The 17035-nt window shown below is 68.6% G+C and carries 23 protein-coding genes; 9 read left to right on the top strand and 14 right to left on the bottom strand.

Features of this window, described 5'->3' with window-relative positions:
- Nucleotides 1-14: 14 nt before the first annotated feature.
- Both WDJ57_RS18045 and WDJ57_RS18040 read left to right on the top strand, forming a co-directional pair.
- The gene (locus tag WDJ57_RS18045) at nucleotides 15-365 is read left to right on the top strand and encodes an ArsR/SmtB family transcription factor (RefSeq protein WP_338902333.1); all 351 of its coding nucleotides are present in this window, start codon (nucleotides 15-17) and stop codon (nucleotides 363-365) included.
- Complete coding sequence (locus WDJ57_RS18040) at nucleotides 362-664, top strand: DUF7521 family protein (protein WP_338902331.1); 303 nt, start codon at nucleotides 362-364, stop codon at nucleotides 662-664. The genes WDJ57_RS18045 and WDJ57_RS18040 overlap by 4 nt, the downstream gene beginning before the upstream one ends.
- Nucleotides 665-690: 26 nt before the next feature.
- Here WDJ57_RS18040 and WDJ57_RS18035 read toward each other — a convergent pair whose 3' ends face one another.
- Together WDJ57_RS18035 and WDJ57_RS18030 are read right to left on the bottom strand one after the other, a co-directional pair.
- A complete protein-coding gene (locus WDJ57_RS18035; protein ID WP_338902330.1) occupies nucleotides 691-1785 on the bottom strand; it encodes a hypothetical protein in 1095 nt (364 codons plus the stop codon).
- 286 nt (nucleotides 1786-2071) lie between these two features.
- Nucleotides 2072-3151 carry a LolA family protein gene (locus tag WDJ57_RS18030; RefSeq protein WP_338902329.1) on the bottom strand — a complete coding sequence of 360 codons (1080 nt, stop codon included), beginning with the start codon at nucleotides 3149-3151 and terminating at the stop codon, nucleotides 2072-2074.
- Nucleotides 3152-3262: 111 nt separating this feature from the next.
- Between WDJ57_RS18030 and WDJ57_RS18025 the strand changes: the two genes are divergently transcribed.
- Genes WDJ57_RS18025 through WDJ57_RS18015 form a run of 3 tightly spaced genes read left to right on the top strand, consistent with a single transcriptional unit; the run spans nucleotide 3263 to nucleotide 5641 of the window.
- Nucleotides 3263-4126 carry a CbiX/SirB N-terminal domain-containing protein gene (locus tag WDJ57_RS18025; protein WP_338902327.1) on the top strand — a complete coding sequence of 288 codons (864 nt, stop codon included), beginning with the start codon at nucleotides 3263-3265 and terminating at the stop codon, nucleotides 4124-4126.
- On the top strand, nucleotides 4123-5223 hold the full coding sequence (locus tag WDJ57_RS18020; RefSeq protein ID WP_338902326.1) for a DR2241 family protein: 1101 nt from the start codon (nucleotides 4123-4125) through the stop codon (nucleotides 5221-5223). The genes WDJ57_RS18025 and WDJ57_RS18020 overlap by 4 nt, the downstream gene beginning before the upstream one ends.
- A 7-nt stretch (nucleotides 5224-5230) precedes the next feature.
- Entirely contained in the window at nucleotides 5231-5641 is a 411-nt protein-coding gene (locus WDJ57_RS18015) for a hypothetical protein (RefSeq protein WP_338902325.1), read from the top strand.
- Here the strand turns inward: WDJ57_RS18015 and WDJ57_RS18010 are convergent, their stop codons facing one another.
- The 4 genes from WDJ57_RS18010 to WDJ57_RS17995 form a co-directional block, all read right to left on the bottom strand.
- Nucleotides 5642-6148 carry a gamma carbonic anhydrase family protein gene (locus tag WDJ57_RS18010; RefSeq protein WP_338902324.1) on the bottom strand — a complete coding sequence of 169 codons (507 nt, stop codon included), beginning with the start codon at nucleotides 6146-6148 and terminating at the stop codon, nucleotides 5642-5644.
- Between the two features lie 45 nt (nucleotides 6149-6193).
- On the bottom strand, nucleotides 6194-6775 hold the full coding sequence (locus WDJ57_RS18005) for a hypothetical protein (RefSeq protein ID WP_338902323.1): 582 nt from the start codon (nucleotides 6773-6775) through the stop codon (nucleotides 6194-6196).
- Nucleotides 6776-6943: 168 nt separating this feature from the next.
- Nucleotides 6944-7213, bottom strand: a complete 270-nt coding sequence (locus WDJ57_RS18000) for a DUF7553 family protein (protein ID WP_338902322.1) — start codon at nucleotides 7211-7213, stop codon at nucleotides 6944-6946.
- Nucleotides 7214-7251: 38 nt separating this feature from the next.
- Nucleotides 7252-7653, bottom strand: a complete 402-nt coding sequence (locus tag WDJ57_RS17995) for a universal stress protein (RefSeq protein ID WP_338902321.1) — start codon at nucleotides 7651-7653, stop codon at nucleotides 7252-7254.
- Nucleotides 7654-7813: 160 nt separating this feature from the next.
- Here WDJ57_RS17995 and WDJ57_RS17990 point away from each other — a divergent pair, with 160 nt between their 5' ends.
- The gene (locus tag WDJ57_RS17990) at nucleotides 7814-8767 is read left to right on the top strand and encodes a phytoene/squalene synthase family protein (RefSeq protein ID WP_338902320.1); all 954 of its coding nucleotides are present in this window, start codon (nucleotides 7814-7816) and stop codon (nucleotides 8765-8767) included.
- A 21-nt stretch (nucleotides 8768-8788) separates the two neighbouring features.
- Here the strand turns inward: WDJ57_RS17990 and cruF are convergent, their stop codons facing one another.
- From cruF to crtD, 3 genes are read right to left on the bottom strand one after another with little or no spacing between them, the layout of a single operon-like run.
- Entirely contained in the window at nucleotides 8789-9643 is an 855-nt protein-coding gene (cruF, locus tag WDJ57_RS17985; protein ID WP_338902319.1) for a bisanhydrobacterioruberin hydratase, read from the bottom strand.
- Nucleotides 9636-10523, bottom strand: a complete 888-nt coding sequence (locus WDJ57_RS17980; protein WP_338902318.1) for a prenyltransferase — start codon at nucleotides 10521-10523, stop codon at nucleotides 9636-9638. The genes cruF and WDJ57_RS17980 overlap by 8 nt, the downstream gene beginning before the upstream one ends.
- A 2-nt stretch (nucleotides 10524-10525) precedes the next feature.
- A complete protein-coding gene (gene crtD, locus WDJ57_RS17975) occupies nucleotides 10526-12010 on the bottom strand; it encodes a carotenoid 3,4-desaturase (protein ID WP_338902317.1) in 1485 nt (494 codons plus the stop codon).
- Nucleotides 12011-12130: 120 nt separating this feature from the next.
- On the opposite strand from crtD, the gene WDJ57_RS17970 reads away from it, so the two are divergent.
- Entirely contained in the window at nucleotides 12131-12823 is a 693-nt protein-coding gene (locus WDJ57_RS17970) for an SDR family NAD(P)-dependent oxidoreductase (RefSeq protein WP_338902316.1), read from the top strand.
- 40 nt (nucleotides 12824-12863) lie between these two features.
- Nucleotides 12864-13721 (top strand): ZIP family metal transporter, encoded by an 858-nt coding sequence (locus tag WDJ57_RS17965; protein ID WP_338902314.1) that lies wholly within the window; start codon nucleotides 12864-12866, stop codon nucleotides 13719-13721.
- On the opposite strand, the gene WDJ57_RS17960 is transcribed toward WDJ57_RS17965, so the two are convergent.
- Complete coding sequence (locus tag WDJ57_RS17960) at nucleotides 13718-14254, bottom strand: YkgJ family cysteine cluster protein (RefSeq protein ID WP_338902313.1); 537 nt, start codon at nucleotides 14252-14254, stop codon at nucleotides 13718-13720. The two genes, WDJ57_RS17965 and WDJ57_RS17960, sit on opposite strands and share 4 nt — an antisense overlap.
- 132 nt (nucleotides 14255-14386) lie before the next feature.
- Here WDJ57_RS17960 and WDJ57_RS17955 point away from each other — a divergent pair, with 132 nt between their 5' ends.
- Nucleotides 14387-14680, top strand: a complete 294-nt coding sequence (locus WDJ57_RS17955) for a hypothetical protein (RefSeq protein ID WP_338902312.1) — start codon at nucleotides 14387-14389, stop codon at nucleotides 14678-14680.
- Between the two features lie 31 nt (nucleotides 14681-14711).
- Here the strand turns inward: WDJ57_RS17955 and WDJ57_RS17950 are convergent, their stop codons facing one another.
- The 4 genes from WDJ57_RS17950 to WDJ57_RS17935 all read right to left on the bottom strand — a co-directional run bounded on the left by WDJ57_RS17950 (nucleotide 14712) and on the right by WDJ57_RS17935 (nucleotide 16963).
- Nucleotides 14712-14978 (bottom strand): HalOD1 output domain-containing protein, encoded by a 267-nt coding sequence (locus WDJ57_RS17950; RefSeq protein WP_338902311.1) that lies wholly within the window; start codon nucleotides 14976-14978, stop codon nucleotides 14712-14714.
- A 99-nt stretch (nucleotides 14979-15077) separates the two neighbouring features.
- Nucleotides 15078-15401 (bottom strand): transcription factor S, encoded by a 324-nt coding sequence (locus WDJ57_RS17945; RefSeq protein ID WP_338902310.1) that lies wholly within the window; start codon nucleotides 15399-15401, stop codon nucleotides 15078-15080.
- A 30-nt stretch (nucleotides 15402-15431) separates the two neighbouring features.
- Entirely contained in the window at nucleotides 15432-16073 is a 642-nt protein-coding gene (locus WDJ57_RS17940) for a hypothetical protein (protein ID WP_338902308.1), read from the bottom strand.
- Nucleotides 16070-16963, bottom strand: coding sequence for a hypothetical protein (locus WDJ57_RS17935; protein WP_338902306.1), 894 nt, complete (start codon nucleotides 16961-16963; stop codon nucleotides 16070-16072). The genes WDJ57_RS17940 and WDJ57_RS17935 overlap by 4 nt, the downstream gene beginning before the upstream one ends.
- Between the last annotated feature and the right edge of the window lie 72 nt (nucleotides 16964-17035).

Below are 17035 nucleotides of genomic sequence, written 5' to 3'. Positions count from 1 at the left end.
TCTAGCCACCGGACGTGAGTGAGGACTGTGACGACGAGAAGGTACTCGCACTTCTCGACGACGAGTACGCTCGCGCAATCCTCACAGCGACGAGTGCCGAACCCATGTCTGCACAAACACTGAGCGAGCGGTGCGACGCGTCGGTCACGACGATATACCGGCGCATCGACCGCCTGAAAGAGTGTGACCTCGTAGAGGAACAGCTACAGCCCCAGCCCGACGGCAACCACTACAAGGTGTACGCCTCGCGGCTGGAGTCGTTCTCGGTATCCTTCGAGGACGGCGAGATGCGGGCCGACATCACCCGCGCGGAGGCTGAAGAGGACGTCGCCGACCGCTTCACGAGGATGTGGCAGGACCTATGACGTCGCTACTGTACTGGGGCGAGGTCGTCGTCGCCGTCGCGTCCGTCGTGCTGGGGCTGGTCATCGGCTACCAGGCCTACCGCGGCTTCCGGCGCAACGACAGCCGCTCGATGCAGTACCTCTCGCTGGGACTCATCTTCCTGACGGCCGTCCCGTTCACGCTGTCGTTCGTCGGCACGCTCGTCATCAACTTCCAGCCCGACCTGGCGAACCTCGAACGCTACCTCCTGGCCGCAAGCCGGACGATTCAACTCGTCGGCCTCGGCTTCATCACCTACTCGCTGTACGAGAAACCCTGAGCGGGCCGGTGGGTTCGGCACCCGTCTCAGCCACACGCGACCGACCGTGCGACGTCGACCATCGACGACTCCGGCAGGTCGCCGGCGACCACGTAGATGTACTCGCCACACTCCCAGACGACGATAGAACTCACGCCGGAGGACCGGAAGCGACCGGTCCGGTCGCCGATGGCGACCGGTTTCCCCTCCGACGTGTCGATGTAGGACTGCTCGCTGGTCTTCGTTACGACGAGCCGCGAGGTGGTCGCGCGGTAGGATAGCTGGACGGCGTCGAACGTCCCGCCGTCAATGCGGTCGGCCTGGACGAGCGCGTACCGGCCGGGAACGGCCGGGTCGGGGACGGGAACGTCCGTCGCCGCGACCAGGTCGTCCCTGGAGTCGAAGCTCGTCAGGTCGTACGACTCCGAGCGGTTGGCCGTCGCCCCCGGCGGCGGGTCGAACCTGAACCGGTCGGGGCCGAAGTCGGTCTCGAAGCTGACGTTCGACAGTTCGTAGGTGTACGTCGACCGGTTCCCGCCGAAGCGGGACTCCTGATGGAGCTTCAGCGTCACGAAGTGCTCCGTATCGAGCCAGAGCGTCTGCTGGAGGATGCCCTGCGTCCGATTGCCGGCCGCGGTGTAGTTCAGCACGTGTGCGGTCCGCCCGGCAATCTGCTGGGTCCCCTCGTAGCTGACGCGGAACTGCCCCTGGGAGTCCCCCTCGCTCTCAGGCGTTCCCTCGCCGGCGTCGGGGACGACCGGGAGCGGCGCCCCGCCGACCGGCGGCCCGTCGGTCGTATTTCCTCCCGCACGCGCGTCGGCGACGGCTGCCTCGACGCGCTGGGCGCTGGACTCGAAGCGGTCGGTACCCGACGTCGAGACCTGGATGTACTCGTTCGACGTGGCGTTGTACTGGACGATTGCGGACCCGTTGGCGACGTAGAGGTTCCCGGCCTGTGACACCGGAGCCAGGATCTTCGCGCGGGAGTTACCGTCGTCGGGGTCGAACCAGACGCGGACGCGCTGGTCGGTGTCCTGGCTCTGGTCGATATCGACGGTCGCGGTGTAACCGTCGAGACTCCGGTACTCCTCGGCCGCCTCCTCGCCGGGCGGCAGGGGGGGAGTCGGACCCGGTGAAGGCACTACACCCCGAGAGGAGAACGGCGAGCAGGAGGGCAGCGACGAGGGCACGCCGGCCGGTCCGCACCGGCCGGGAGCGGGCGTCGGCTTTCATGCAACTCTGTTGGTACTGTTGTCGGAAACCCACTAATATGCCTTGCGAGTCCGTTGTGACCACATCACACCAGTTTGCGCGGGGGACCGGACACTGTGTGACGAACGTGACTGTCTCCTGTCATTGGGGGGGGGTGTGTGGGGAGGGCGCGAACGTCAGCGGGGAGATACGCGTCAGTGGGGATGGTGATGTGCGTCAGCGGGGACTCGGGCACTCGATGTCGGCGGCGATGTCGACCAGCGTCTCCTGCTCGAACTGTCCGAGGAGGGTGTAGGCGGTGTCCTCGCAGGTCCAGGTGAGCGACGCCATCTGCCCGAACTCCGAGTACTGGGCGGTCCGGTCGCCGACCGAGACGTTCTCGCCGTCGGACGGATTCCTCTCGCCGGCCGCCGTCACCTGCATCGTCACCGTCCGGTCGCGGTCGGCGTACTCCAGCGAGACGATGGACGTCGACCCGTCGACGACCGACCCGCGCTCGAAGGCGAACCGGTCGGCCAGTTCCCGCCCGGGAATCGGGCGGTCGACGGCGTCAGCGAGGCGGTCGTAGGACTGGAACTCCGAGACGTTCGGGGTGGAGGGTGTCCGGACCTCGGCGTCTTCGGGGAGGTCGAACTCGAAGGTCCCGTCCTCGAAGTCGGGATCGAGCGTCAGGTTCCGGTAGCGGACGGTAGACGTCGCCTCGCCGAACGCCATCGACATCTTCACCGGGAACAGTTTCTCGGTGTCGACCCACATGGTGATGGTTCCCGAGAGGGCGGGGCCAGCGGACTCGTTGGGGACGAGCGTCAGTTTGTGCGTCTCCGTCCCGTTCAGGTCGACCGTCCCGTTCGAGTAGATGTCGAAGTTCTCGACCAGCCGTTCGACCCGCGGGACGGTGTTGGTCGTGCCCACGTCGGGGACCTCGATGCGAGTGGCCGTGTTCTCGGCGGCGTTGTACGTCCACATGACCGACCCGTTCGAGACGGTCTTGCTGCCGGCCCGGTCCGGTGGGGCGAGGACTTCCTGGCGCATCTCGCCGGTACCGGTACGGGCCCACACCTCCGTGGTCATCTCGAAACTCCGGTTGTCGAACGTGGACGATACCGTTACGGTCGCGTGATACCCGTCGATTTCCGACAGCCGCTCCTCGAACTTCTCGGCGACACGCTGCTCCTGGTCGTCGGTGAGCTGCTGGCCTGCGCACCCGCTCAGGGCGAGAGCGGCGGCGAGACAGACCACCAGCACGGAGGACCGATTCGGGACCATCGCACTCCGGTCTTCACTCCCCGCTTCCATAAACCGAGTCCGTGAGTTGCCGAGACAGCAACCCGGGAGAAGATATATATACGACGGTCCTGACCCTGCCGGGGACGAAGTCCTAAAGGACGGCTCCGCCCTATCCCGCGTATGACCACCGCGCTCGTCATCGCGGCCCACGGGTCCCACCTCAATCCCGGGTCGAGCGCGCCCGCCTTCGCGCACGCCGACCGCATCCGCGCGACGGGGGCGTTCGACGAAGTCAGGGAAGCGTTCTGGAAGGAGGAGCCGTCCTTCCGCGAAGTACTGCGGACGCTCACCGCCGACGAGGTGTACGTCGTCCCGCTGTTCATCAGCGAGGGGTACTTCACCGAGGAGGTGATTCCCCGCGAACTCCGCCTGGAGGAGTGGGACCCCGCCGCCTGGGACTCCGACGGGACCAGCGCCGACCACGCCACCTTCACGGCCGGCGACGTCGGGGCGACGGTCCACTACTGCGGTCCGGTCGGGACCCACGACGAGATGAGCGACGTCATCGTCCAGCGGGCGAAGTCCGTCACGGGCGACCCCGACGTGGGGCCGGGCGTCGGGCTCGCGGTCGTCGGCCACGGGACGAAGCGCAACGAGAACTCCGCGAAGGCCATCGAGTACCACGCCGACCGGATCCGCGAGCGCGGGCGCTTCGCGGAGGTCCGGGCGCTCTTTCTCGACGAGGAACCGGAAGTCGACGGCGTGACCGGCCACTTCTCGACGGAGGACGTCGTCGTCGTCCCGCTCTTTATCGCCGACGGCTACCACACCCGGGAGGACATCCCCGAGGACATGGGCCTGACCGACGGCAGCGGCGAGTGGGAGACGCCGGCGACTGTCGACGGCCGGCGCATCTGGTACGCGGGCGCTGTCGGGACCGAACCCCTGCTCGCGGACGTGGTGCTGGAGCGGGCACTCGACGCCGGCGCGGACGTGGAGACAGCGAGCGTCGGAGCGGCCGGTACCGTGGAGGGGAGCCGATGAAGGCCGAGCAGGTCGAGGCGCTCCTGACGGCGGCCGCGGAGGGGGTCGACACCGAGGTACTGACGGCCAGCGAGTCGGACGGCACCTACGACTTCTCGGTGCCGGACGCGACCTACCACGGACTCACCGACGCGGAACTTCGCGACGCCGCGCGCCGCCACAGCGAGGCCGTCACGGAGTGGTACTTCTGGGAGCGAGTCGCACCGGACGCACCCGACCGCCGGGCGTTCCTCCGGTGGGTCGAGGGTGCCGACGACCTGTCCCTGTCCGACCGGCGCGAGCGCCTGGCCGACGGTGTCGCCCGGGACTGGGGGCAACTCCGCATCCGGGCGCGAACCGTCGAGGTCGGCCGGCGCGCGTACGAGGTCCGCCACGTCGACGACGCCGGCGAGCGCGTCGAGGACCTGGCCGTCCACACGGACCCGCTGGACGCCCGGGAACTCGCCAAGCACGACGACCGCGGGCGCTACCGCCCGCTCTCGACTGCGCCGACGCTCCAGCGCGGGTGGGCCTTCGTCGACCTCGAACCGGCCGCGGTGGTCAGAGCGGTCGACACCTTCTACCCCGCGACGATTGCGAACTGGCACCGCGAGCGGGCGGGCGACCTGGACGTGAGCCACTGGCGGGAGACCGCCGGCCGGCAGACCGGTATCTACGGCGTCGTCGACACCTGGGACCGCGGCGAGGGCCACGAGCACGTCGAGTGGGTCGCCGAAGCCTGCTGTGCGGATTCCCAGTGCCTGAAACGGCGCGAGTGGGAGTACGACGAGGAGACCGACCTGGACGTCCACGGTGGGGACGGGACGTTCCCCTGCCGGGAACCCTGCTCGCTCGTCATCTCTGCCGCCCGGCGCTGGGCCCGCATCGAGGGCGAGGAGGCGCGGACCTACGAGTTCGAACTCACGCCCAGCGAGAAGGAACAGGTCGAGGAAATCGTCGACGCCGTCGCCGACGGCCGGGCGGACGACGTGCGCGAGGCCGATTTCAGCGACGGCGCGAACCGCTGGCGCGCGCGATACCTGCGCGCCAAGCGCATGAGCGACGGCACTCTCTCAGGCGTCCCGACCGACCGGGACGAAGACGGGGGCGGCGACTGACCGCCGTATGCGCTCGCGGCACCACTTCCCGATTTCGGCCGCCGTCGGCGTCGTCCTGGCGCTGACAGTCGAGACGCCGCTGTCGGCCCCGCTGCTCGTCGTCGGGGCGGCGCTGCTGGGGACGTTCGTCGACCTCGACCACTTCCTCATCGCCCGCGTCCGGACCGGGACGTGGGAACCGCTGGTCCGCTGTCTCCGTGACCCCCGGATGGCACTGCTCGACCAGGACGCCATCTTCGAGGTCGGCGACGTGGGTGTCTGGACGCGGCTGGCGAGTCACGCCGTCATCACGGTGGCGCTCGTGGCCGCGCTCTCGGCCGTCTCGCCGCCGCTCGCGCTGGCGGCCGGCGTCGTCCTCGCCGTCCACGTCGGCTGTGACGTGGCCTGGGACGCCTGGCGCGGAACGCTGACCGGGTGACTACCGCTCGTCCAGTCGCTCGCCGGTCGCCTCGTACGTGCGCGCCAGGTCGGCGTAGTGCTCGGCCGTCGCCTCGCTCATCGACCCGTCGAGTTCGGCCTTCACCTCGGCCGGCGCGCCGACCACCATCGTCTCCGGCGGGACCTCGGTGCCGTCGGTGACGACGCTGCCGGCCGCGACGACCGCTCCCTCCCCGATGTGTGCGTCATCGAGGACCACGGCGTTCATACCGACGAGCGCGCCGCGTTCGACCGTGCAGGCGTGGACGATGGCGCTGTGGCCGACCGTGACGTCCGGGCCGAGGACGGCGTCCTCGTGGAGCACGGCGTTGTCCTGGACGTTCGCGCGTTCGCCGACCACGATCTGTCCGTGGTCCCCGCGCAGCGTGGTGTTCGGCCAGACGCTGGCCTCGTCCTCGACGACCACGTCGCCGATGACGACCGCGGCCTCGTCGACGTAGGCCGAGTCGGCGACGTCGGGTTCCATCCCGTCGACTGCTCTGAGCATGCTCCCGACTGCGCGGGCCGCCGCCTTGAAACCGCGGTTCGACCCTCAGGACCGTTCGACGACGGGTTCGAACTCGGTGACAGTGTCGAGGGTGTACCGCCGGCCGGACTCCGTCGAGGACAGTTCCATCTCGACCCGGATGCCGACCTCCGTGACCGGCGTCGCGTTGGGGTCGACGAGCGTCTCCAGATTCAGCGTGCCCTCCCCCAGTTCGCCGGTGTCGTCGAGTTCGATGCGCGTCCAGAGGTCTTCGACCTCCTCGTAGGTGAGGTCCGGCCAGAGCCCGCCGGAAGGGGCCTTGAGGTAGATGTTCGCCGGCGGGTCGACGGACGTCCGCGGCGCGCGGAGGTCGACGGTGAACGACTCGATTTTCGTGTCGTCGTGGGAGTTCGTGATGCGAAAGCCGAAGTCGTCGGTGGGCGAGCGCTGGAGCGAGCGCTGGTCGAAGCCGACCGCGAGGATGCGCTGGCCGTCGTGGCGGCAGATGAGGTACTTTTCGCGGCCCTCGTCCTCCGGTTCCGTCTCCTCGACGGTCAGCGGGACTGTGCTGCCGAGCAGCCCGGAACAGCCGGCAGTGGCGAGGCCGGCCCCGGCCAGTCCCGTCGCGAGAAACGTGCGTCTGTCCATACAGTCCCTGGACCCGGGACCCAAGTAGGCCTACTGATGGTACAAACAGCGGTTTGTGTTACCCCAGGCGACCCGTGACGGTCTTTTCGGTCCCGCCGCAGGCCGGGACCCGTCGCTACGCCGGACCGACCAGTTGCACCCGGTACCCGGTAGCCAGGAGTGCTGCTTCTAGACGCCCTCGATGGTCTCGCGGAAGTCGTGGATGGCGTCGAGCGCGTCGTCGATGGTCGCGGCGACGTCGTCGCTGGCGTCGCTCTGGACGTCACCCAGGGCGGATTCGATGCGTGCGAGGCGGCCGTGGTCGGGGTCGGTGTCCCGCTCGGCCAGCGTGTCGAGCTGGGCCGAGAGGTCCGCGAGACGGTCCGCGTCGTCGCCGCTGCTGTCTTCCGCGGCCGACGCGAGCAGGTCGCTGGCTGTCGCGAGTTCCTGACGAGTCATGTCTCTATCTGGACTCACGTGTCCAAAAACGGTTTCGGTCAGTCCGAGACGAGCGGGACGGTCCGGACGGGGAGGTCGGTCTCGAGCAGGAGATGTTGCGCGGTCGAGCCGAAGACCATCTTCCCGACCGGGGAGCGCTTGCGGATGCCGATGACGAACTCGTCGGCGTCGTGGCGGTCGGCCGCGTCCAGCAGGTCGACGACGGGCTCGTTGCCCCGGACGAACTGGTCGGCCTCGAACTCGACGCTCTCCCCGAGTCCATCCTCCAGGACGTCGAGTGCCGCCTCGCCGTCGGCGATGTCGTCGGCGGAGGTTCTGTCCCCGCCGACGAGAGAGTTCACGCCGTACACCGCGTCGTCCTCGTCGAGAACCCGCTGGAGGTACTCGACGAGCCGTTCGCTGGTCTGCTCGCCGTCAGTGCCGACAATCAACCGTACCATGGCGGAAGATTCGCCGCCGCCGTGTATAAAAGTACACCTGTGTATATCCACCCTCCACCGGGCGGGAGGCCCGCAGTGGGGCGATTGACGGCTCCGATCCCCACTAACCCAAATTCATTAGGTATCTAACTTACACGGTCTAGGGTCGTGTCTAGTGAGTGTGAACGAGTCCCAGCTCGACAGAGGAAAGGCCATCCACAAGGAAACTGGCCAGACGTTCTACTACGCGACTCGTCTCCTGCCGGCCCGGATTCGGAGCCCGACCTACGTCCTGTACGGGTTCTTCCGCATCGCCGACGAGGTGGTCGACGGCGACCAGGAACTGACGCCCGACCAGCAGCGCGAGCAGCTGGAGGAGATTCGGCAGGCGGCACTGGGCAACGAACCCGCCGACGAACCGGTGGTCGACGCCTTTGCGGAGATCCGCGAGGAGCACGGCATTCCCGACGAGGAGGTCGACGAGTTCATCGACGCGATGCTCGCCGACATCGACACCGACCGCTACGAGACCTACGAGGACCTGGAGGGGTACATGCGCGGGTCCGCGGCGGCCGTCGGCCACATGATGTGCGCGCTGATGGACCCCGAGGACCGCGCGGCGGCCAGCCCGCACGCCGGCGCGCTCGGCGAGGCCTTCCAGTTGACGAACTTCATCCGCGACGTCCGCGAGGACATCCGGGACCTGGACCGGGTGTACCTCCCGATGGAGACGCTCGACGAGTACGACGTGACCGTCCAGCAACTCCGCGACGAGGAGTGTACGCCCGGTTTCCGCCGTGCCGTCCAGTCGGAACTCCGCCGCGCCGAACAGCTCTACCGCGAGGGCGTCGCCGGCATCGAGTACCTCCCCGAGGACTGCCAGTTCGCGGTCCTGCTCGCGGCGACGCTGTACGCGGAACACCACCGCCTCGTCCGCCGCCAGGAGTTCGACGTCATCTCGACCCGACCCTCCCTGTCGACGCCCCGGAAGATGCTGGTCGTCGCCCGGACCTGGTGGAACTGGCGGCGGTTCAAGGACCCCGTCACCGTGTTCCGCCGGGTCAGCCCGGTTCCACGGGCCGACGCCGCCGACTCGGACTCCGACGACCACTCCCACGTTCCCCACCCCGAGTAGGGACTCCCCGTTCCGTTCTTCTTACCCCGACTGTCGCCCCGCTGCGCCACGCCAGACGGCGAAGTCGAACCGGTCCAGTCGGAGCAACCCGGCCGCGAAGAGCGCCGCGACAGCGACCGGTATCCACGCCCCGTAGAAGGCGTTGACGGCACCCCACAGCACCACGAAGCTCACCAGGTCGTCCAGCATGTACGGACAGCCCTGGACGCGCTCGACCAGCGCGTCGTGGTCGAAGGCGGCGTCGACGAGGACGGTCGCCACCGTCGCGCTCAGCACCCACCCCGCGTAGTTCGACAGCGGGACGCCGTAGTAGACGCCGCCGCCGTAGTCCCAGAAGCCGAGGGCGACCGCCGCGGGGTCGAGCACCAGGTCGACGGCGAGGACGGCGGCGACGACCACCGGGAGCCGAACGAGCGCCGACCGGGCGCGGTCGCCCAGCAGGAGCAAACAGAGGAGGTAACTGTTGAGCACGAGCGGCAGGAAAAACACCGGCAGACCCACCGGAATCGTGTCGAACACCATCGGCCCCAGCGGGATGTCGTAGTGAAAGTCGCCGTAGGGGAAGCCGGTGGTCGCGCCAATCCACTCGATGCCGTAGGCGTAGGCGGTCAGCGCGCCGAGCGCGAGCGCACCCCGGCGGCGAATCAGCGGCAGCAGGCCGGCGATCAGCGGGGCACGCATCACGAGTACGCCCGTCAGGACGAGGTAGGGATTGAAGGCCAGAATCGCCGGGAGGAGGTCCTCGGCGCTGGCCAGCAGCAGCACTGCGCCGACGAGCGGGAAGACCACGGCGATGGTGAAGCGGTTCTCGGCGACCACTCTGTCGAGCCCTCGCTCGACGTCGACCCGGTCGGTGGGCCGTCGCAACTCACCCATACAGCAGCCCCCAGATTGCGCCCATCGTCAGCACCATCCCGGCCAGCGTGTTGAGCACCGGGAACCACCAGTACGCCCGGTCGATGTCGACGCTCGCGGCGACGATACCGACGACGAAGACGGGGTAGACGGCGAAGACGCCGCCGAGGAACGGGTGGACCAGCCCCATCAGGACGGCCGCGGCCAGCCAGACGAGCCCGCAGTACGCCAGCGCGCCGCGCTCGCCGAGGAAGGTGGCAGTCGTCTGGATGCCGGCCGCGCGGTCGGGTTCGATGTCCGGCACCGCCGAGAAGGTGTGCATCGCCATCGTCCAGAGCCACCCGCCGGCGACGGCGAGCAGCGGCGGGAACGTCCGGGCGACGACGAGGTAGGCGACGACGCCGGGCAGGATGTACAGCCCGTTCGACAGCGAGTCGAGAAACGGCGTCGTCTTCAGGCGCAGCGGCGGCGCGCTGTACTGTGCGCCGAGCGCGAAGAAGGCCGCGAGCACGTAGACGCCCTCGAAGGGGAGAAACGGCACGAGGAGTACGCCGGTCGCGCTCATCAGGTAGACGAGCATCACCACGATGCCGTCGCCGCTGTACTGGACCTCCTTGCCCTCGTCGCTCTTTTTCGGGTTGTGCTCGTCGACGTCCCTGTCGAAGATGTCGTTGATGCCGTACAGGAAGACGTTGGCGGGAATCAGGAAGTAGAGGAACATCCCGACGGTGACCGGCGTGAAGAAGTCGGCGGTCGACTCGGCAGCGTAGACCACGCCGACGACGACGGGGCCGGCGAGGTAGAACCAGAAGCGGGGGCGGGACATCCAGAAGAGATACCCCAGCAGCGACTGCTCGGACGGTGCGAGTTCCGACAGCCGGTCGGTGACCCCCTCGCTCATACCTACGCGTGGTCCTCGATGAGTGCGTTCGCCGTGTGTTCGCCGCTGATGAGACACATCGGGACGCCGATGCCCGGCGTCGTGAACGACCCGGTGAAGTACAGCCCGTCGACGGCCGAGGACCGGTTCGACGGCCGCAGCAGCGACGTCTGCCGGAGCGTGTGCGCCAGTCCGAGTGCCGTCCCCTCGGTCGCGTTGTACCGCTCGCCGAAGTCGCTGACGCTGAACTGCTCCTCGACGACGATGCGGTCCCGGAGGTCGACGCCCGTGTTCTCGGCGATGTCGGCGAGAATCTTCTCGCGGTACTCCTCGCGCACCGCGTCGCCGTCGTGCAGTCCCGGCGCGATCGGGACGAGCAGGAAGAGGTTGCTGTGGCCCTCCGGGGCGACGCTGTCGTCGGTCTTGGAGGGGACACAGAGGTAGTAGGCCGGTTCGTCGGGCCAGGCCGGGTCCTCGAAGATTTGCTCGAAGTGGGGGTCCCAGTCGGTCGGCAGGACCAGCGTGTGATGCGCCAGCGGCTCGACGTCGCCCTCGACGCCGAGGTAGATGAGGTACGCGGAGGGGGCGTAGGTCCGTTTCTCCCAGTAGTCGGCGTCGTACTGGCGCTCGTGTTCGGGCAGGAGTTCCTGCTCGGTGTGGGCGTAGTCGGCGTTGCTGACCACGTACTCGGGGTGGTAGGTCTCGTCGTCGGTCTCGACGAGGAAGCCGTGCTTGCGCCGCGTTATCTCGCGGACCGCCGCGCCGGTCTCGTAGGTGACGCCGAGTTCCGAGCCGAGTTCGGCGACGCCGTCGACGACGGCACCGATGCCGCCGTCGGGGTAGTAGACGCCGAGGTTGAAGTCGACGTGGCTCATGATATTATAGAGCGCCGGCGTGTTCTTCGGGGACCCGCCGAGGAAGACCAGCGTGTACTGCATTATCTGCTGGAGTTTCGGGTTGTCGAAGTACTTCTCGACGTGGCTCTGCATCGAGCCGATGAGCTGTAACCCGACCGGGGCCGCCCGGACGACGTCCAGGTCCACCCAGTCGCGCAGGCGCGAGCGGTCCTCGTAGACGAAGTTCTCCATCGCCGTCTCGTAGTGCTTCTCGCTGGTCGCCAGGTACTCCTCGAAGGCCTCGCCGGCACCGTCCTCGTACGATTCGAAGAGGTCACGCAGGTAGTCCTTGTCCGGGCGGACGTCGACGGTGTCCCCGTCTTTGAAGAACATCCGGTAGTGGGGGTCCAGGTGTTCCAGGTCGTAGTAGTCGGAGGGCTGGCGGTCGAAGTGACCGAAGAAGCGCTCGAACACGTCGGGCATCATGTACCAGGACGGGCCCATGTCGAAGCGGAAGCCGTCGCGTTCCATCCGGCTCGCGCGGCCGCCGACCTGCTCGTTCTTCTCCAGCACGCGTACGTCGGCACCCGCGTCGGCGAGGTAGCACGCCGTCGAGAGGCCGCCGAAACCTGCGCCGACGACTGTCACCGTCGACCCTGAGAGCCGTGTCATCGTACCGTCTCTTTCGTCCCGAACGCCATAAACCGGTTTCCAAACCAGTGGGGTGGACACGCTGTCGCTCGTGCCCATCCCGTCCGGGAGCTACTTTGCGGTGGCCGCCCACGTCGGGGTATGGACGGACAGACAGCCGTCGTCACCGGGGCGAGCCGCGGCATCGGGGCGGCCATCGCCCGCCGGTTCGCCGACGCCGGTGCACACGTGGTCCTGTGTGCGCGCGAGGCCGACCCGCTGGAGGAGGTGGCGTCCGCCATCGGCGCCGCCGGCGGGGAGGCAACGCCGGTCCGCGCGGACGTCCGCGACGAGTTCGACGTCGAGCGCCTGATGGAGCAGGCCGCCCGCGAGGGCGGGGACATCGACTGCGTCGTCGCCAACGCCGGCGTCTACCACGGCCATCCTGGAGAGACCCCGCTGTCCCGGGAGTCGTACGCTGCCTTCGACGACCACATGCGCACCAACGCCCGCGGCGTCTTCGCGACCGTCCGCGAGGCGCTCCCGCATCTCGCGCCGACGGCCCGCGTGCTGGTCTCCTCGGGCGTCGTCGCCCGCGACCCCCAGCCGGGCTACGGCTCCTACGCCGTCTCGAAGGCCGCCGCAGAGGCCGTCGCAGTGCGCTTCGGCGCGGGCCTCGACCAGGCCGTCGGCGTCGTCGACCCCGGCCAGGTCGCGACTGACCTCACCGGCGGGCAGGGCCGGGACCCGGAAGACGCCGCCGACCAGTTCCTCTGGGCGGCCCGCGACGCCGACGCGGAGACGGTCGACGGGGCCATCCTCGACCGCCGGGCCTGGCGCGACGCCACCCCCTGAAGCGGAGGGTTTATTAATTCGAATCCAGTGTTTGCTAAAAATGGGTATTAACGAGCCTGCCGAGGTTAATAACTCGGCCCGGGACATTTCGCTGCTGGGGGTCGGCGGGACGCTCGCGCTGGTCGCGCTGTCGGGGTTCGCCGTCCTCACAGAGCTGACGAAAGTGCTCGTCATCTCGTGGGCGGCCTTCGTCGCGATGGCGGCCGGCGCGGTACTCAGCGTCTGGGCTGGTGCCTCGTACCCGCGACGCCTCGTCTGGGGGTACGGCCTCGCCAGCGGCGCGATGGTCACCAGCGCCGCCGTCTTCCTGCTGCCCCAGGCCATCAACCTCGACGGCCGCATCGGGGGCTTCGGCGTCGCCACGGGGCTCATCGTGGGTTACGGCGCCCACGTCATCGGCCACCGCCTCTCGCACATCGACGTCGGCCTGGACGTGACGGCCGCACAGATAACCGCCCACGCGCTGGCGGCCGGGGCTATCATCGGCCTCGTCTACGGGTCGATGCCCGGCCTCGGCCTCCTGCTGGGCCTCGCAATCGTCTCGCACAAGGGACCGGCGGGCTACGCGGCCGCGCACCGCCTGCGCGAGAGTGGCAAGCCGGTCTCCGCACTGTTGCTGCCCGCGGCCGGTGTCGGTCTCACGGCCATCCCCGCCGCGTCGCTCCCCGTCCCCGAAATCGCCGTTCTCAACGCCGCCGTCTTCGGCTTCGCCGCCGGCGTCTTCCTCCACGTCGCGATGGACTTCCTGCCCTCGTGTGAGGTCGGCGGCGAGGTCGACCAGGTCTGTTCACTCTCGGAGCACTCCCACAGTCAGCTCGACAGGCTCCGCGGGCACGCGGTGGCGAGTACGGCTATCGGCGGCCTCGCCGTCTTCGGTGCCTGGCTGCTGGTCGTCTAGAGTTCCCGCCGGCTGTCGGGGTTGTCGAGGTCCCACAGCACGGCCGGGAGAAAGGCGTCGAGGTTGTCCACGACCCGCCGCTCGGAGACGTCCAGTCCCTCGCAGTGGTCGTGTGCCGCGTCCCGGACCGAGACGTGGATGTCGCCCCCGGGGTGGCTCGTCCGGTCGCCGTCCTTAACGCTGACCGAGAGGGGAAAGACCGAGCACCGGGCCGGCTTCCAGTCGTGTTCGGCGTGCAGCGTACAGAGGCCGTCGTCGCGAAGGAAGAAGCAGGCCTCGCCGTCGTCGCCGACGTGCTCGTCGCGGTCTTTGGCCTCCTTCCGGACGAAGTCCTCGCCGCGGACCTGCGTGGTCGCCTCCGCCAGCGAGGCGCAGTCGGCGAGGCGGAGGAAGTCCGGTTCGTAGAGGAGGACGCCGTGGTGACAGCACCACGTGCAGTCGTCGACGCACTCGAAGGTCAGCGACGGGTCGAAGTCGACGACCGCCTCCCTGCCGGGGTGAACCTCCACGACGTCGCCCGAGGCTGGTGACACGGCGCGGCCTACGCCGCCGACGGCGAAAAACCCCGCGCTGTGGGCCGCCACGGCCACGGACCGGCGTCGGTTCGTTCCCAGACGCTGAGAACAGCCGGTGCGGTTGACCCCGGCGCTGGCCTCGCTTCAGATATGCCCACCACGGACTCGGCGACGGAGACCGAACAGGTTTGGATGGTCGAACGGACGTTCTCCGCGGACTCGCCGCACATCCTCGTCATCGTCTACGCGACGCCGGACGGCGAGCGCTACCTGCAGAAAGAGCGGGCGTACAACCGCTTCGGCGGGTCCGCGCCCGAGGTCACCGCCGCAATCGAGGTCGGCCCCGACGACCTCGTCCCCGTTGACGACGCCGAGCGACGCGCGCGGTACGCTGCGGAAGCCGACCGGATGATGGACCGCCACGACCCCGACGACCCGGTCTGACACCCGGTTCCCGCCCGGCCGACTCCGACCCTTACTGACTCTCGCACGAGGCCACTTCCACCATCCCGTCACCCGTCACGGTCACCTCACAGTCCGCGTACCGGAAGGAGATGCGTCCGTCCGGTCCCATGCTCTCGTAGAGTGCGTCCAGCGCGTCGGCGTCGACGGTCCTCGTCAGCGGGTCGAGGGTGATGGGGTCGACCTCGAGCATCTCGCTCACGGCCATGACCACCCCATCCGTGGCCCCTTCGCCGGCCCGTATCTCTCGCCGCCTCCCGATGTGGCCGTTTCTGTTCATCCTATAGTCTCACGGAACGCCCCGAAATATTATTCTTTTGGCATCTATTCACGCCCGGGAAACGCCCGACGGCAGTCCCGGTGGCCCGCGACCACGGCGTCAGTTGTACTCCCGCCAGCGGTGCCCGCAGGCCTTGCACTTGAAGAATCGCGTCGGGGGTTCGTCCGCCGACCCTGTCTGCTTGATAGTGTACCAGGCCACGCCGTGGCCGCAGTCCTCGCAGGTCGCGTCGTCTGCGGTGGGCTTGCCCTCGAAGTTCGCTCCCTCCTCGGTCTCGATGACCTCCTCGCCCGACTGTTCCTCGGTGCTGACGAAGTCGGCGGCCACCTCCTCGTCCTTGCCGGTGCGGGCACCACAGGACGAGCAGACCATCTCGTCGCCCTCCGGTTGCATCATCGACCCGCAGTCGTCACAGAATTGCATACGTCGGCGTAGTCGATTCGGCCACTAAAACTATTCCTGCTGGAGCTTGCGGCGCTCCTCGACGACCGGACAGTCGACCAGCCGGACCGTCTCCAGGTCGACGAACTCCAGAATCTCCGTTCCCTCGTGGCCACAGCCCACGTCCGGCGGTGCCGAGAAGTGCTCGCAGCGCTCGCAGAAGCTGTGTTTGGACACCTCGGCGTAGGTCTGGCCCTCCCGCTGCGCGACGGAGCCGCCCTCCTCGGCTGCGGCCAGGCTCTCCCACACGCTGTCGGCGTCGACGTCGCCGACGTCCATCCGCTCGAAGGCCTCGAAGGGGTCGCCCTCGCGCTGGTCGACCCCGGCGAACGGGTCCACGTCCGTCGCGCCCCCGCCGCCCAGAGCGCTCGACTCCTGTCCATCTGGCTGGTCTGTGCCCGTCGAGAGGCCACCCTCGCGTTCCCCGTCGACTGGGGAATCGGGTTCGTCGTCGGCATCGACCGGCCCGCCGAGCTGTTCCTCCCGGTCGGGGGCCCAGATGTCGTCCGTTTCCCCGGTGGCGGCCTCGTCGGCGTCCGTCTCGTCGTCGACGTCACGGGGGCCGTCGAGGGAGTCGAACGGGTCGCCCTCGCGGTCGGCGACGGCCTCGTCCAGCTCCTCGAAGGGGTCGTCGGCGTCCTCGTCGTCGCTCATCGCCGCTCACCGGATTCGAGCTGGGAGGCAGTCAGCAGCTGCGCCTTGCCGAAGAAGCCGCTCGCGGGCTCGACGCTGGTCACCGTCGCCTGACAGTGCGGACACTCCGGCTCGGTCAGGAGTCCGATGCTGACCCCGGCACCGCAGCTCTCGCAGCGCGCGCGCTCGACGTCGGCCTTCGCCGCCGCGCGCTTGATGCGGTCGACAGCCTCCGTCCCGGTGTCGTCCTCGTGGGCCTCGCGGAGGTCGCTGACGACCCAGGCGACGGTCTGCAGGCGGTCCTGCACCGAGTCGAGGCGCTCCTCGATGTCGTCGGTCTCGGTCCGCTGGTCGTCAAGTCGGGACCCCACGTCGTCTTCGAGCGAATCGAGGTGGTCCTGGAGCGTTTCGACTTCCGTCGCGAGTTCGTCGACGCGGTCGAGTTCCGCGTGGTCGTGGTCGGCCGCAGCCCGCCCGTCGAGTTCGCGTTTGAGCTGGACGACCCGCTCGCGGACGTCGGAGATCTTGTCCATGTAGTCGTCCTCGACGTCCGCGATGCGCCCGGCGACGCGCTGTCGGACCGCTTCCGACACCCGCTCCTCGACGGCGGCGTCGACGGCCGCCTGTACCTGGCCCCGGACGGCGGACTCGACGCGCTCGTCGAGCCGGTCCGCGAGTATCGATTCGACGGTCTCCTCGACGGTCTCGGTCTCTGCCACCGGCATCCCCTGCCCGTTCGCGGGGTCGAACTCGCCGTCGAGTTCCACCGTCGCGCGGTAGGAGGCGAGTAACTGCACGAGCACAGTCTCCCGGTCCTCGTCGAGCGCAGCCGCGCGCTCGTCGAGCCAGTCTTCCAGCTCGGCCGGGAGATTCACCGTCACCGTCCCCTCCTCGGTCGACTCACTCGCCATCACTCCCCAGTTTACTCACCGGGCAGTTAAGGGTTTGCCGCCGATTTCAGGTGACGATAGCCGGTTCCTACC

Origin of the sequence: Salinibaculum sp. SYNS191 (assembly GCF_037338445.1) — an archaeon.
In the GTDB taxonomy this organism is placed as follows: Archaea; Halobacteriota; Halobacteria; order Halobacteriales; family Haloarculaceae; genus Salinibaculum; species Salinibaculum marinum.
Note: the sequence above shows the minus strand (reverse complement) of the source record. Positions and strands in the feature narration are given on the sequence as shown.

Excerpts from the sequence above, each read along its gene's own strand:
- WDJ57_RS18040 (WP_338902331.1), top strand. The coding sequence starts at position 362 with ATGACGTCGCTACTGTACTGGGGCGAGGTCGTCGTCGCCGTCGCGTCC.
- WDJ57_RS18030 (WP_338902329.1), bottom strand. The coding sequence starts at position 3,151 with ATGGAAGCGGGGAGTGAAGACCGGAGTGCGATGGTCCCGAATCGGTCC.
- WDJ57_RS18025 (WP_338902327.1), top strand. The coding sequence starts at position 3,263 with ATGACCACCGCGCTCGTCATCGCGGCCCACGGGTCCCACCTCAATCCC.
- WDJ57_RS18020 (WP_338902326.1), top strand. The coding sequence starts at position 4,123 with ATGAAGGCCGAGCAGGTCGAGGCGCTCCTGACGGCGGCCGCGGAGGGG.
- WDJ57_RS18015 (WP_338902325.1), top strand. The coding sequence starts at position 5,231 with ATGCGCTCGCGGCACCACTTCCCGATTTCGGCCGCCGTCGGCGTCGTC.
- WDJ57_RS18010 (WP_338902324.1), bottom strand. The coding sequence starts at position 6,148 with ATGCTCAGAGCAGTCGACGGGATGGAACCCGACGTCGCCGACTCGGCC.
- WDJ57_RS18005 (WP_338902323.1), bottom strand. The coding sequence starts at position 6,775 with ATGGACAGACGCACGTTTCTCGCGACGGGACTGGCCGGGGCCGGCCTC.
- WDJ57_RS18000 (WP_338902322.1), bottom strand. The coding sequence starts at position 7,213 with ATGACTCGTCAGGAACTCGCGACAGCCAGCGACCTGCTCGCGTCGGCC.
- WDJ57_RS17995 (WP_338902321.1), bottom strand. The coding sequence starts at position 7,653 with ATGGTACGGTTGATTGTCGGCACTGACGGCGAGCAGACCAGCGAACGG.
- cruF (WP_338902319.1), bottom strand. The coding sequence starts at position 9,643 with ATGGGTGAGTTGCGACGGCCCACCGACCGGGTCGACGTCGAGCGAGGG.
- WDJ57_RS17980 (WP_338902318.1), bottom strand. The coding sequence starts at position 10,523 with ATGAGCGAGGGGGTCACCGACCGGCTGTCGGAACTCGCACCGTCCGAG.
- crtD (WP_338902317.1), bottom strand. The coding sequence starts at position 12,010 with ATGACACGGCTCTCAGGGTCGACGGTGACAGTCGTCGGCGCAGGTTTC.
- WDJ57_RS17970 (WP_338902316.1), top strand. The coding sequence starts at position 12,131 with ATGGACGGACAGACAGCCGTCGTCACCGGGGCGAGCCGCGGCATCGGG.
- WDJ57_RS17965 (WP_338902314.1), top strand. The coding sequence starts at position 12,864 with ATGGGTATTAACGAGCCTGCCGAGGTTAATAACTCGGCCCGGGACATT.
- WDJ57_RS17955 (WP_338902312.1), top strand. The coding sequence starts at position 14,387 with ATGCCCACCACGGACTCGGCGACGGAGACCGAACAGGTTTGGATGGTC.
- WDJ57_RS17950 (WP_338902311.1), bottom strand. The coding sequence starts at position 14,978 with ATGAACAGAAACGGCCACATCGGGAGGCGGCGAGAGATACGGGCCGGC.
- WDJ57_RS17945 (WP_338902310.1), bottom strand. The coding sequence starts at position 15,401 with ATGCAATTCTGTGACGACTGCGGGTCGATGATGCAACCGGAGGGCGAC.
- WDJ57_RS17940 (WP_338902308.1), bottom strand. The coding sequence starts at position 16,073 with ATGAGCGACGACGAGGACGCCGACGACCCCTTCGAGGAGCTGGACGAG.
- WDJ57_RS17935 (WP_338902306.1), bottom strand. The coding sequence starts at position 16,963 with ATGGCGAGTGAGTCGACCGAGGAGGGGACGGTGACGGTGAATCTCCCG.